The 13019-nt window shown below is 71.7% G+C and carries 9 protein-coding genes and 1 tRNA gene; 7 read left to right on the top strand and 3 right to left on the bottom strand.

Annotated features, from left to right (window positions below):
- Nucleotides 1–5614: 5614 nt before the first annotated feature.
- Complete coding sequence (locus OHB41_RS52735) at nt 5615–6136, bottom strand: hypothetical protein (RefSeq protein WP_526025011.1); 522 nt, start codon at nt 6134–6136, stop codon at nt 5615–5617.
- 297 nt (nt 6137–6433) lie between these two features.
- Here OHB41_RS52735 and OHB41_RS38700 point away from each other — a divergent pair.
- The 6 genes from OHB41_RS38700 to OHB41_RS38675 all read left to right on the top strand — a co-directional run bounded on the left by OHB41_RS38700 (nt 6434) and on the right by OHB41_RS38675 (nt 10366).
- Nucleotides 6434–6516 (top strand) — tRNA-Leu (locus OHB41_RS38700).
- Between the two features lie 100 nt (nt 6517–6616).
- Nucleotides 6617–7869 (top strand): IS3 family transposase gene (locus OHB41_RS38695; RefSeq protein ID WP_266704076.1). Its coding sequence is split into 2 segments (ribosomal slippage): nt 6617–6899 and nt 6899–7869, totalling 1254 coding nucleotides; the frame shifts between segments, so codons are not numbered across the junction.
- A 127-nt stretch (nt 7870–7996) separates the two neighbouring features.
- A complete protein-coding gene (locus OHB41_RS38690) occupies nt 7997–8746 on the top strand; it encodes a hypothetical protein (RefSeq protein ID WP_266704074.1) in 750 nt (249 codons plus the stop codon).
- Nucleotides 8743–9138: a hypothetical protein gene (locus tag OHB41_RS38685; protein WP_266704072.1), complete on the top strand. Its 396-nt coding sequence runs from the start codon at nt 8743–8745 to the stop codon at nt 9136–9138. Before OHB41_RS38690 ends, OHB41_RS38685 begins: the two co-directional genes overlap by 4 nt.
- 134 nt (nt 9139–9272) lie before the next feature.
- Nucleotides 9273–9893, top strand: a complete 621-nt coding sequence (locus OHB41_RS38680; protein WP_266704070.1) for a hypothetical protein — start codon at nt 9273–9275, stop codon at nt 9891–9893.
- Nucleotides 9894–9946: 53 nt separating this feature from the next.
- A complete protein-coding gene (locus tag OHB41_RS38675) occupies nt 9947–10366 on the top strand; it encodes a helix-turn-helix domain-containing protein (protein ID WP_266704068.1) in 420 nt (139 codons plus the stop codon).
- Between the two features lie 298 nt (nt 10367–10664).
- Here OHB41_RS38675 and OHB41_RS38670 read toward each other — a convergent pair whose 3' ends face one another.
- Nucleotides 10665–11450 (bottom strand): hypothetical protein, encoded by a 786-nt coding sequence (locus tag OHB41_RS38670; protein ID WP_266704066.1) that lies wholly within the window; start codon nt 11448–11450, stop codon nt 10665–10667.
- 138 nt (nt 11451–11588) lie between these two features.
- Nucleotides 11589–11909: a hypothetical protein gene (locus tag OHB41_RS38665; RefSeq protein WP_266704064.1), complete on the bottom strand. Its 321-nt coding sequence runs from the start codon at nt 11907–11909 to the stop codon at nt 11589–11591.
- Between the two features lie 244 nt (nt 11910–12153).
- On the opposite strand from OHB41_RS38665, the gene OHB41_RS52730 reads away from it, so the two are divergent.
- Nucleotides 12154–12957 carry a hypothetical protein gene (locus OHB41_RS52730; RefSeq protein WP_526025010.1) on the top strand — a complete coding sequence of 268 codons (804 nt, stop codon included), beginning with the start codon at nt 12154–12156 and terminating at the stop codon, nt 12955–12957.
- Nucleotides 12958–13019: the final 62 nt, after the last annotated feature.

The following is a 13019-nucleotide window of genomic DNA, read 5'->3' as shown; positions in this document are numbered from 1 at the left end:
GCGAAGGTTTCGGTCTTCCGCGACATCCCCGGGTGCTGTGCCCGGTGGAGCTCGACTGCGGCCAGTACCCGCAGCCGGCTCGCCCGGTCGGGGTCGTGGGCGGTGAGTTCCTGCCACCGGCTGGCCGGGAAGGGGTTGGTGCCGGTGGCGATCAGGTGTGCGAGGGCGGTCGCACGGCGCTGCACGGGCTGGGAGTCCCAGGCCGGGCCGAGGTCGTCGTAGTGCTGGGCCACGGCGGCCGAGAGCGGGCCGGTCACCGTGTGTCCCAGGCGGTGGAGTTCACCGTGGACGTGGACCTGCAGCAGGCTCGCGTCGAGGGGGGAGGCTGCTGCCAGTTCCCTCCACCGGCTCCGCCCGGCGGTGGCCTGGGCTGCGCCGGGTGCGGCGGCTGCGGCGGGTGCGGCGGGTGCGGCGGTGACCGTGCCCGACTCGGCCGTGCCGGTCCGGGCCGTGCCTGACTCGGCCGTGCCCGACTCGGCCGTGCCCGACTCGGCCGTGCCCGACTCGGCCGTGCCGGTCCGGGTCGTGCCTGACTCGGCCGTGCCGGTCCGGGTCGTGCCTGACTCGGCCGTGCCCGACTCGGCCGTGCCCGACTCGGCCGTGCCGGTCCGGGCCGTGCCTGACTCGGCCGTGCCCGACTCGGCCGTGCCTGACTCGGCCGTGTTGTTTCGGGTCGTGCCTGACTCGGTCGTGCCTGATTCGGCCGTGCCGGTCCGGGTCGTGCCTGACTCGGCCGTGCCGGTCCGGGTCGTGCCTGACTCGGTCGTGTTGTTTCGGGTGGAGGGGGTGGGGTGGGGGGCTTGTGACTGGGTTCTGGTGGGTGTGCCGGCCATGACGGCGTAGGCGTCCTCGGCGGCATGGTCGGCCGGGTGGTCCTGGGACGGTGTGGCCGTCGCCTGCCGGGTGCCGTCCCCGGCCGCGCCGGTTGTGTGGTCGGCGGTCCCGGTCCTGCGGGTGTCCCTGGCGTCCGCCCGCGGGGGCCGCTGCCCCGTCCCTTCCGCGGTCCGCTCCGTCGTTGGCTCCGCGGTCCCGTCCGCGGCCCCGTCCGCGGTCCCGTCCGCGGTCCCGTCCGCGGCCTGGTCCGCGGTCCCGTCCGCGGTCCCGTCCGTGGTCCGTTGCGTGGTCCGTTGCGTGGTCCGGTCCGTCGTTGGTTGCGCGATCTGGTCCGCGGTCCCGTCCGCGGCCCCGTCCGCGGTCCCGTCCGTGGTCCGTTGCGTGGTCCGGTCCGTGGTCCGGTCCGCGGTCCCGTCCGCGGTCCCGTCCGCGGTCCGTTGCGTGGTCCGGTCCGTGGTGGGTTGGGTGGTCTGGTCCGTGGTGGGTTGGGTGGTGGGTCGGGTGGAGTGGGCCGGGCCGGGCAGGGCGGGGTGGGAGGTGGTGGGCAGGGGGGGTGCGGGGGTGCGGGCCGGGTCGGTGGCGGGACGGGTGCCTGTGTTTGTGGTGGGGTCGTTGTCCGTGGTGGGGCGGGGGTTGTCCGGTGTGCTGGTGGGGTTGTTGTCCGTGGTGGGGCGGGGGTTGTCCGGTGTGCTGGTGGGGTTGTTGTTCGTGGTGGGGCGGGGTGTGGGTGGGGGGGTGGTGCGTGCGGTGGTGAGGGTGTGGTGGAAGGTGTTTTCGTGGCGGGTTTCGTGGCGGAGCCAGGCGGTGAGTTCGTTGTCGTCGGTGCGGGGGAGGGTGGGGTCGGTGTCGGTCTGGATGCGGTCGTGGACGCGCAGGGTGTCCTCGCGGAATTCTTCTGCGAGGCGTTCCAGGGCGGGTTCGTCGATGTGGTAGTGGTGGGCGGGGCTGTCGGGGTGGCCGGTCAGGGTGTGGAAGTCCTGGCCGGCTTGTTCCATGAGTGTCTGGCGCTCGGCTTCGTGGATCATGCGCCGGGACAGGCCGGCGTGCAGGGCGTCCAGGCTGTCCTGGAAGGGCCGGGCCGGGGTGGTGTCGCCGGCCGCGGGCACGCGGGGGCCGGCGGGTCGTGGGGGGCGGCGGTAGTCGGTGTGGGCCGGGTGGCTGAACCAGTCGGTGTCGACGGCGTGTTCGACGTCTTTGTCGAAGACGCGGGCGAGCCGTTCGCGTCCGGCTTCGCCCAGGGGTGCTCCGTGGGCGGGACTGTCCTCGAAGGTGTCTGCCGCACGGTGGAAGAGGTCGCGTGCCTGTTCCAGGCGTTCGTGGCGGACCCGGGCGTGTTCCAGACGTTCCAGCAGCAGCCGCCGGCCGGTCGCTTCCTGCAGATGCTGCTGCCAGTGGCCGGTGAAGTGGCGTGTGTCGCCGTGGTGTTCACGCAGGACGGTGTGCGCGGTGCGCAGATCGTCGGCCAGGTCCGCGCGGGCCCGTTGCAGCACCGGACCCGGGATCTCGACTCCGGTCTCCTTGACCTGCCCGGCCAGGGCGTCGAACACGTCCAGGCCCTGCGCGACGTGCCGTTCCCGCATGCCGAGGTGATGGATCTGTGCCGGCAGCTGTTCATACAGGCGGGCGATGAGCGCCTGTGCCTCCTGACGCGCCCGGAGGTGCTCAGGCGTGTCCGGGCCACCGGAGATCCGGCCGAGTGCGGTGACCGCCTGCCGGTGTACGGCCTCGAGCCTCTCACGCAACTGATCCACCGCCACCCGCTCCTGCGGCAGGGCTTGCCGCGTCTGCGGTTCTTGCGGCAGCCGTTCCTGCCCGGCCAGGTCCCCGCGGCGGCCGGAGCCTTCACGCCCGGCGGGGACGGGATCACCGTGAACCCGGTCACCGCCGCTCAGGTAGCGGCCGCCGAACAGGTCCTGGCGGCGGTAGTCGGCCACCGCCCGCTCGAACCGCTCCCCGAACACCTGCCCATGGCGCTGGTGCTGGGACAGCTGCTCCCACATCCGCGGCAGCACGGTCTCCGCTTCGGCCAGCACCTGCCGCTGCTGCGCGGGCGTGACCCGGCCGCCTGTCTGCCCGGCCAGCTCCTCCAGCCGGGCCCGTACATGAGCGTGGTAGACCTCCAGGAACTGCCCGGGAGCCGTGTCACCGGCGGGCAGGTACCGGCCCGCGAACACATCCGCGCGTACGAACTCCTCCCGCGCCCTGTCCAGCCGCCCGCCCGACAGATGTTCCGCCGCGGCCAGCCGGTCGTGGAACGCCGCGTCCCGCTGCTGCCGGAACTCCTCCCACCGCGCCGACGGACCCCCTGCCCCGCCCCGGCCCCCGTCGGCACCCGCAGACGAGGGCGGGCCGCCGGGAACGGCACCCGCATACGAAGGCGGGCTGTCAAGAACGGCATCCGCGTACGAGGGCAGACCGGCGTGCCCGCCCGCCGGGTGAGTGACACTGCCACCCGCATGCACAGGCAGCCCGTCGTGCCCGCCGGCCGGGTGCACGCCGGCCGTTTCCGTCACCCGGCCCCCCTCCGGACCAGCCGCCCGCGCACCCGCCCGCGGGGCGGTGTGCGCGTCTGTCTGCGGGGTGGTGTGCGGGCCGGTGTGCGCGTCTGCCCGCGCACCCGTCTGCGTACCCGTGTGCGGGCCGGCCGTGTGCGGGCGGGCCGTTTCCGTCACCCGGCCCCCCTCCGGACCAGCCGCCCGCGCACCCGTGTGCGGGGCGGTGTGCGCGTCTGTCTGCGGGGTGGTGTGCGCGTCTGCCCGCGCACCCGTCTGCGTACCTGTGTGCGGGGCGGTGTGCGCGTCTGTGGTCGTGTGGCGGCCGGCAGTGGTCTCACCGGCACCGGTGACGTTGGTGCTGGTGCTGGTGCTGGTGACGTTGGTGCTGGTGACGGTGGTGGTGGTGTCTGTGTCTGCTTGTGGGGGTGTACCGGTGAGGCCGGCCGGCTTGGTCGTGGCCGGTTTGTGTTCGTGGGGTCCGGGGCGGTAGTAGGAGGGCAGGCCGTCGGAGAGGGTCGTGGTGGTGCGCCGGGGGGTGAAGGAGAAGGTGCCGGCGGGCCGTGTCAGGGGATGGTGTGGACCGGGCAGCGCGTTCACACCCCCCGCACCCGCACCCGCACCCGGGCCGGTGCCGGTGCCGGTGCTGGTGCTGGTGCCGGTGGTGGTGGTGGTGGTGGAGACGGTGGGGGGTTTGCCCAGGCCGAGGGCGGAACGCAGTTTCCAGCCGGCTTTGCCGCCCAGGTGGGCGCCGGCGTGGCCGAGGAGGGCGCCGAGGGCGCCGGAGGTGAACGTGGCCAGGGAGGTGGTGAACTCGCCCAGGGTGATGGCGTTGTAGGTGCCCTCGGCCAGGTTCATCGCGCCGCCCCACAGGGCGGCCTCTCCTGCCAGCGCGGTGATCTTGTGGCCGAAGTCGGGGGCGAATGCCCGGGCCACGTCCCGGGAGAACACCCCCCGCAGCACCGCGGCCTCGGCGGGCAGGGTGTGCAGCGCCGCCGTGAGTGCCTCTTCCATGTGCGTGGTGCCGAAGGACCGGGTGAACGCCCGTGTCCAGCCCTCGCCCAGCTCCCGTGCCGCACCCGCCGTCATCATCTGGCCCAGATGCTGCTCGAACAGGTCCCCGACACCGATGGACACCGCTGTGACACCGTCACCGCGGCCCTCGCGCAGCGCCCGCGCCAGGCGCGCGGTGCGCTGGGCGAGGTCCTCGCCCCAGTCCCTGACCGCGGAGCGCACGTCCGGACCCGCTCCGGCCGCCGGTTCCCGGCCCGCGGCCCTGCCCGGTTCCCGGCCCGCGGCGGTGTGCGGCGGCGCATCCAGCGCGGCGTCGACCGCTCCCCGCAGTGTGGCGGCCGCGTCCCGCCCGAACGCCTTGCCCAGCAGCCCCCCCAGCGCACCGCCCACGAACGGCACGAACGCGCTGAACACTCCCTGCAGCGCCCCGAACCCCACCGCCTGTTTCAGCAGCTGGCCGGAGTCCTCCAGGGTGTAGCCCTGCTCCTGGGTCAGCCACTTCGCGAACTCGTGGGTCGCCGCCGCCAGCCCGACGTTCAGCACCTCCTGCGCGGCCAGCCCCGCCAGGAACCGGAAGATCACACTGCGCAGGATCGCCCGGTAGGTGGCGCGCAGCACCGCCTGCTCCGCCAGCGCGCCGAACGGGTTCCACACCGCCATCGCCATGACCAGCGACCACTCCACCAGGAACAGGTTGAGCTGGATGACGGTCATGTTCTTGTAATACGCCGCGTCCGCCCGGGTCTTCTCCCCGTACCGGGCCAGCTGCTCGGCGGTGTCGGTCAAAGCCTTGATCCGGTCCGCCCCGGCCCCCGTGCCGAACGTGGCCATCGCCGCCGCGTACGCCTGGCTCCAGGAGCCCTCGACCGCGCCCTGGACGGAGTGCGACACCTGCGCGATCAGGTCCTGCAGCTCCCGCAGGTCCCGCTGCAGCTCCACATGCGGTTCCACCACACGCTGCCGCATCGCAGCCTCGTCGAGATCAGGCCACTCCATCCCGGTGAGGAACTTCAGCAGGTTCCCCAGCGGCGAGCCCGGCGACAGATCCACTACCCACCCACCCCGCACACCCCTGTCCGTACCGCGGCACGTCCGCCGTCGCCGGCCCACCGGCCCACCCGCTGCCCCGGCACACGCACACCACACTCCACACTCTGCACACGTAAACACCCACCCGGAGGGTTCACCCACCGGGCCGGACATCAGGTGATGCCTCTGGCCGGCCTGTGCATTGGGCGGGTGGGCCGTCCGGCCCGGACGCGGCCGGCGAGCGGTCAGCAGGACGGGCCGGACAGTACCGGGGCCGTCGCCGAGCCGGGCCGCGCGGCCGATGCTCCTCGGCGACCGCGCGAGTTTGCTGGTGACGCCGCCATCGGGGCGGACAGCTCCGTGAGCGTCACCGTGACCATCGCCACGGCCGAACCGGTGCCCCGGACCCGGCCATCACCGAGCACGGCAGCTTCGCGCACACCGGCTGTCACGGCACTGCTCACCCCCGCCGACGAGGACGGCAGGACCTCGACCTGCGCCCCGGTGACCGCCTGCGGGACGTCGTCGAACGAGTGCCCCTCAGCCTGCTGGCCGCAAGGGTCGCGGGACGGCTCGAGCCCGAGGAGATCCTCGCCGGACACGTGCGGCACACCGTCGTGATGCGCCCCGGCCCGGAGGAACAACGGCGGGTGCCTTACGCTCCCGCCGGGGACGATCTTCACGCCCGGGGGAGGGGTGGGGACCTTCCGTTTGGCGCGTACCGCCTGGACGCCGCCGATGAGGCGTTCGTCGGCTCTTCCCGTCACGCCTGCGAACGCATCGAGGTCGACGCCTTGTCCGCGCGCGCCGGTGTCACCCGCGGGGCCCGCGGTGACGTCGCCGTGATCGTGGTCCGCTTATGGGCCGCGCCGCCGGCTGGACGCGGCAGGCACCGACCTCCACCAGGCGGGCAGGGACGGTGAGTTCGTGGGATATCGTTTTGATCGCTTCACAGCACAGTGGTCCGTGTATGGCGTGACGGCGGTACACGGGTCCGCCCTCTGGTCCCGGGCTGAGTCGAGCCCGGGACCGGGGTGCAGCGCAGTGAGTGCTGAAGTGTTCTGGGGAGTGTGGCGGAATTGGCAGACGCGCCGGATTCAAGTCCCGGTGTCCTATGGACGTGAGGGTTCGATTCCCTCCACTCCTACACAAACGACAGAGCCCGGGCCCGGTGGCACGGTAAGCCAGAACTGGCAGTGAATCGCCCCGGTTCGAATGGAGACTCGATTTCATGAAAGGATCGAGTCATGGCACGACCTTCCCGTTACCCGCTTGAGCTCCGCCGTCGCGCGGTGCGCATGGTCGCCGAGGTAGGCGACGACTACCCGAACGAGACGGCCGCCCTGCAGGCGGTGGCCGAGAAGCTCGGCATCGGCTCCCGCGAGACGCTGCGGAACTGGGTGAAGCAGCACGAGATCGATGCGGGGACACGTCCGGGGACGACGACGGAGGAGTCCGCCCAGCTCAAGGCGTTGAAGAAGGAGAACGCCGAACTGAAGCGGGCCAACGAGATCCTGAAGGCCGCGGCGAGTTTCTTCGCGGCCGAGCTCGACCGGCCACACACACGCTCGTAGCGTTCATCGACGAGCACCGGGACCGCTTCGGCGGCGTCGAGCCGATCTGCAGGACGCTCACCGAGCACGACTGCAGGATCGCCCCTTCCACCTACTACGCCCACCACAAACGTCGCAGCACGCCGTCGGCCAGGACCGTGCGGGATGCCGAACTGAAGAGACAGATCAGCGAGGTCTTCGAGGCCAACTACCACGTCTACGGGGCGAGGAAGATCTGGCGTGAGCTGAACCGGCAGGGCCGCCGCGTGGCCCGCTGCACCGTCGAACGCCTGATGCGCGAACTCGGCATCGCTGGGGCGGTCCGTGGTAAACGCGTGATCACCACGCTGCCCGGCGGGCAGGCCGAACGGGCGCCGGACCTGCTGGACCGCGACTTCGTCGCTGCCGCCCCGAACCGCTGCTGGGTCGCGGACTTCACCCACGTGAAGACCTGGGCCGGTGTCGTCTACGTCGCCTTCGTCGTGGACACGTTCTCCCGCCGGATCGTCGGCTGGTCCGCGGCCACCGTGAAGGAAACGGTCTTCGTCCTGGACGCCCTTGAGATGGCCGTGTGGCAACGTGACCGCGACCAACACCCAGTTCAGCCAGGCGAGTTGATACACCACTCGGATGCCGGGTCGCAATATACGAGTTTCCGGCTCGCCGAGCATCTGGACGCCGCCGGCATCGCCGCCTCGATCGGATCGGTCGGCGACGCCTACGACAATGCCCTGATGGAGAGCACGATCGGCCTGTACAAGACCGAGTTGATCAAGCCCCAACGGCCCTGGAAGTCGCTCTCCCAGGTCGAGTTGGCCACCGCAGAGTGGGTCGACTGGTACAACCACCGCCGACTCCACGGTGAGATAGGGCACGTTCCGCCCGTCGAGTACGAAGCCAGCCACTACATGGAATCCACGAAACCCCAGGTCACAACCATAATCTGAGATCTCTATCGAACCCGGGGCGATTCACAGCTCCCGTAGCCGGAGAGTCCGGGGAGCGAAACGCGACGGGTTTCCGGCTGACGGGGCCGGGAATCGCTGTGCTTTGCCGGGTGGCTAGCCTGGCGGTATGTCAGAGCGTGTCACCGCGGGCCGCGCGGACGGTTTGATCTCTCTGGGCGCCGCGGATGTCTTGTGGGCCGGTTTGACGGCTGGCAGCGTTGTGCCGACGGTTTCTGCGGTGTTCACCTCCTTTCCCGTGCATGTCCAGGCGGGGTATGTGGTGCTCGGTCGGCGTGTGGTGGCGATGGTGAAGGCCGGCGGCGGCCCGTGGGGCGTTTCGGAGGTGGAGGTGCGCCGGGCTGCGGCGGAGATGAGCGCTGTGGAGATGGACCGCCGGGACCTGGTCCGTATCGGCCCGTTCGGCAGTGCGCTGAAGCCGGAACATGACGAGGGAACGCTGGTGCCGTGGCGCGAGCGCATCTCCCGGGATCTGCAGGAAGCGGGCGGCCCCGGGCGCCCAGGCCAAGGTGGAGACGCCCGGCCGTCCCATCTGGCGGGGATCGACTGGTGGAGGCTGCTCGTGCAACGGCCTCATGGCCGGACGGCACGGTCGTGGTGGCTGCCGCGTGCTGTGGTCAGGCTGCTGGACGCGGCAGCGCACACGGAAACGCAGTGGCTACATGCCAGGCGGGCCCGCCAGACGAACACGGCCGTGACCGAGTCATCCGACCGCCCTGGGCAGACCCGGTCCGCCGACGGCGGGCAGACGGCGAGCCCCGATGCCCCAACCGTCCCGCTGCGTTGCTGCGTCTTTTCTGTCGGGCCCGGAGGGTCCGTCAGGTCCAGGACATCGCCGACCGGGCCGGCCTGTCCGTGACCCTCATCCGCCGTATCCTCCGCGTCCCGGAGCAAGGCCAGGCGAAGCGGGACATCGCTCGCACGACCGCTGACGCAGTCCTCGGCATCCCGCTCCCTGCGCGCCGCGAACCTGGCGCCCCGGGCCTGACCAGCGCCTCGGTATCGTCGCGGCTGCTGGCCGACCTGGCCCGTGCCGGATGGCCCGCCGCCGCACTCGCCCAGCGCCTGGGTGTCCACGCCCGTACTGTCGCTGAGGTCCGTGAGAAACGTCGCCGCCTCCGGCTCGATCTGGCGCTGCGGATCCGCAGCCTGCACCGTGAACTCATCGGCATCGACCCCGTCAGCCAGGGCATCCGCCCCGCCGACGCCGCCCGCGTCCACAAACGCGTCCCGGGTGTTCTGGAGACGTAGAACAAACACCCCTTGGAGCTGGCGGGTCGTCAGGCGTCTGTGAGGCGGCGTTTGTTCTGCCCTTCAAGAACAAACCGGTTTACCTAGTGCTACCGTGCTCTCGGAACGTTGATCATCTCTGGAGGTCTGTGCTCATGGAGCAGTTGCCGATCGTCCGCCCCGGCGAGCGCGTGGTCGCGCGGTCGGACGGGAAGGGCGGCTTGATCCTGGGTGTGGAGAAGATCAAGGGGCGCGAGTTCGCCGCGAGCGCGGAGTGCAGTGGCTACGTGCTGGACGCCCGGCTGCTGATGGATGTCCTCGGCAGTCTCAAGATGCCCGGTTCCTGGTTCCAGGTCTGGTGCAAGCTCGTGGCGCTGCAGAACGCCAACCGCGCAGATGACAACCTCCGGGCTGTCGCCCGTGGCTTCGTGAAGACGAACCAGCGTGACCTCCAGGCGCGGTGCAACCTGTCGGCGGCCTCGGTGAACGAAGCGTCGCAGTTCTTCGCGCACATCGGCTGGATGCGGACCGCCAAGCGTGGGATCCTCCAGTTGAACCCGTGGCTGACGGTGGCCGGCACCTCCGGTGAGCAGGAGAAGTGGCAGGCGCTGTGGAACAGCGCGGAGGGGCCGGCCTGCGTCATCCCGCACGCCGACTACCCCACCGAGTGGCGCCAGGCGCGGGAGGCGGAGAAGAAGGCCGCCGAGGCCGCCCGCCGCAGGGAGAAGGTCGTCACGCTCCGGCATCGGCGGCCCGTACGCAGGGCGAGCGCATGACCTCGTGCATATCCTCGAAGCAGCGTCGACCTGATCGGAAGTGGTGAGGCTCCGTGAGCAGCTCTTACGTCCCCGGCCCTCCCACCGAGGCGCCCGTCACGATCGCTCGTGACGTCCTGCGCCTCCTGGCCCTGGTCGACGTCTCCACCGCCGGCCGCCGTGTCCTGGACCAACTGCTCTACCTCAGCGACCCGGACACCGGCACCGCCGCGATCAGCCAGAACGAGATGTGTGCCGAGCTGGGCGCCAGCAAGCCGACCGTGAACCGCGGCTTCAGGGAGCTCCGCGCGTGCGGACTCGCCTGGAGCCTGGAAGACGGCCTCTACCAGCTCCACCCGCTGCTCACCGGCGGCGCGGTCTCCTCCCCCGTCACGCCGGTCCCGGAGATCCGAGCCGCCGAGCCCGAACGCTTCACCGAGCAGCGACGGGCCCGGTTCGCCGCCCAGACAGCCAACCTCGCCGCCACCGGCTGAACACCCCGCCGAAGGCCTCCACCGGCCCTCCGGCGGCCTCCTGACCCCGCGAGACCCCAAGGCGCTGCACCCCCCGGGTGCGGCGCCTTGTCGCACCCGCACGCGATCAAGCCGGTAGCACTGGCTAAACCGGATTGTTCTGGAGCAGCAGGACAAACAGCGGGGGCCAGGTGAAGCGAGGCGCAGCCGGCGCATCGCGGCCCGGGACCGGCCGCGCAAATGCTGGCCACCGCACCGGCCGCGACGACCACGGCCAGGAGCACGACGTGCCCGCGCAGCCGAAGGCCTCGGCCGCAGTTCAACGAGATCGGTCAAGATCTGATGAGACAGGACAACGGGCGCGGGCGAGGAAGAGGGCGAGCGCGCCGGCGGCTTCGGGCTCGGTGGTGGCGAGCCGGGCCGTGAACGCCAGCTGGTCCAGGTCGGTGCTGGGGACCAGGCGGGCGAGTTCGGTGAGCAGCGCGGCGTGGGCGAGGACCGGCGGCGGCAGGAGTCCGGTGGCTTCTTCGCGGGCCGCCGGGTCGCGGTAGTGCCCGAGGTGAGCGGCCAGGGCGTGGGCGAGCCAGGCGTCGACGTCGGCCTGGGCGTACCCGCCGGCCCGTCGGGTGAGTGCGTCGCGGACGGCTTCGTCCCCGTCGCGGGGGTTGGTCTGGGCCAGCGTGCCGAGCTCGCGCAGCACCTGGATCTCGTCGGCGCGGGCCGCGACCCGTGCGGCTTCATAGGGCTCGTCTTCCCGGGCGGCGGCCGCGGCGGCGAGCTCGGCCCGGACGACGTCGTCGGTGTCCGGGTCGTAGACGGTGCCCGGCGCTGCGGCGGCGAGCAGCCGCGCGATGCGCTCCCACTCCGCCAGCTCCGCCCAGTAGCGGACGTCGTCGGCCAGGTCCTCGTGCCACGCGTCCTGCCGGGCATCGAACTGGGCGTCATCGAGGGCTTGTGCGACAGCGCCGGCGTCCATGCCCTTGGCGCGGCGGCGCACCACGCGCAGGCCGATGCGGGCGGGGCCGATCGGCTCGCGGGGCGCGGCAACACGCGGGATGAGTGGGCGGCTGGCGCCGCGTAAGGGCAGCTGGGGCATGGTCACCATCGGTCTCACATTCATGGTGCGGCATCGGAACGGGCCACCGCCAGAGCGGTTCTACCCCATCGATGGTTTACAGCAGGCCGAAACAGCCCGGACCCGAGGACAGACGCGGGCTCACCGCGGCTCACTGCCGGTTTCCGGTCACGAGGTGATCACCGCACCCCGCTCCCGGTGGCCGTTCGCGGAGCCGAACACGGTTTTTTCGTGCGCCCACCATTCATCGCCGGGAACACCCCAGCAATCGGTGTAGAAATCCGCATACCCCGGTAGACCCGTGACCGCAGAGGGATGCCGGGAATGGCCCGTACACGGACGCATGGCGTCGGCGGGGTCGAGCTGCACTGCCGCCTGAGTGTCGCAGGCCCGGGGCGGGTCCCCGACCTGCGGGGCGGCCGGGGACGGAGCGGTGGCGAGGACGGTGAGGACGGCGCCGGCCGCCGCACCGATGAGTCGTCGGATCATGCCCGGCCACCTCCCACGGCGCGGCCGCGTCACGGGGTGCGCGCGGAAGATCACCCGCACCCGGCCCGGCCCCGGCCGGCCCGCATACGGCCCCGTCTGTCCGCTCCCCCCGTGGCCGATGGGCGGGGCCTTGCCGTTCCCCCGAACCTCACCAGTCACCAGGTGTAACGCCTCAGGCCGCCACTCCGTCCATATGGCATCAAGGCGTTGACGCTGGGGGCCACTGATGTAAGGGAGGACGCACGTGACCTGCCCGGTAGTACGGGACCGACTCGAATTCGGCCTCTTCGCCGATCTCTTCGACGAGCCGCTGAACGCACTCTCGCCGGCCCCAGCCGCCCCCAAGACCTTCACCCGCGCGCACGTGTGGATCGTCGCCGCAGAGATCCAGGTCGAAGACCGGATAGCGAAAGCCGCCGACTTCCGCGGCAGCTTCACCACCAGCCCCGGCACCCGCGTCGACGCCCTTGAGGTCTGCTGCCGGGCCTGCCGCCGCCCATACGAGGACGTCGCCGGGCGGGGCTGCGAAGCCCTCATCGACAACCAGCACCTCATCGGCGGCGTCCAGGCGGTACGCGCCAAACGGAAGGTCCCCACCCCTCCCCCGGGCGTGAAGATCGTCCCCGGCGGCAGCGTAAGGCACCCGCCGTTGTTCCTCCGGGCCGGGGCGCATCACGACGGTGTGCCGCACGTGTCCGGCGAGGATCTCCTCGGGCTCGAGCCGTCCCGCGACCCTTGCGGCCAGCAGGCTGAGGGGCACTCGTTCGACGACGTCCCGCAGGCGGTCACCGGGGCGCAGGTCGAGGTCCTGCCGTCCTCGTCGGCGGGGGTGAGCAGTGCCGTGACAGCCGGTGTGCGCGAAGCTGCCGTGCTCGGTGATGGCCGGGTCCGGGGCACCGGTTCGGCCGTGGCGATGGTCACGGTGACGCTCACGGAGCTGTCCGCCCCGATGGCGGCGTCACCAGCAAACTCGCGCGGTCGCCGAGGAGCATCGGCCGCGCGGCCCGGCTCGGCGACGGCCCCGGCACTGTCCGGCCCGTCCCGCTGACCGCTCGCCGGCCGCGTCCGGGCCGGACGGCCGGCCAGAGGCATCACCTGATGTCCGGCCCG

The sequence above is a fragment of the Streptomyces sp. NBC_01571 genome, assembly GCF_026339875.1.
Lineage (GTDB): Bacteria > Actinomycetota > Actinomycetes > Streptomycetales > Streptomycetaceae > Streptomyces.
The sequence above is the reverse complement of the archived record's forward strand: the minus strand, read 5'-3'. Positions and strand labels throughout refer to the sequence as shown.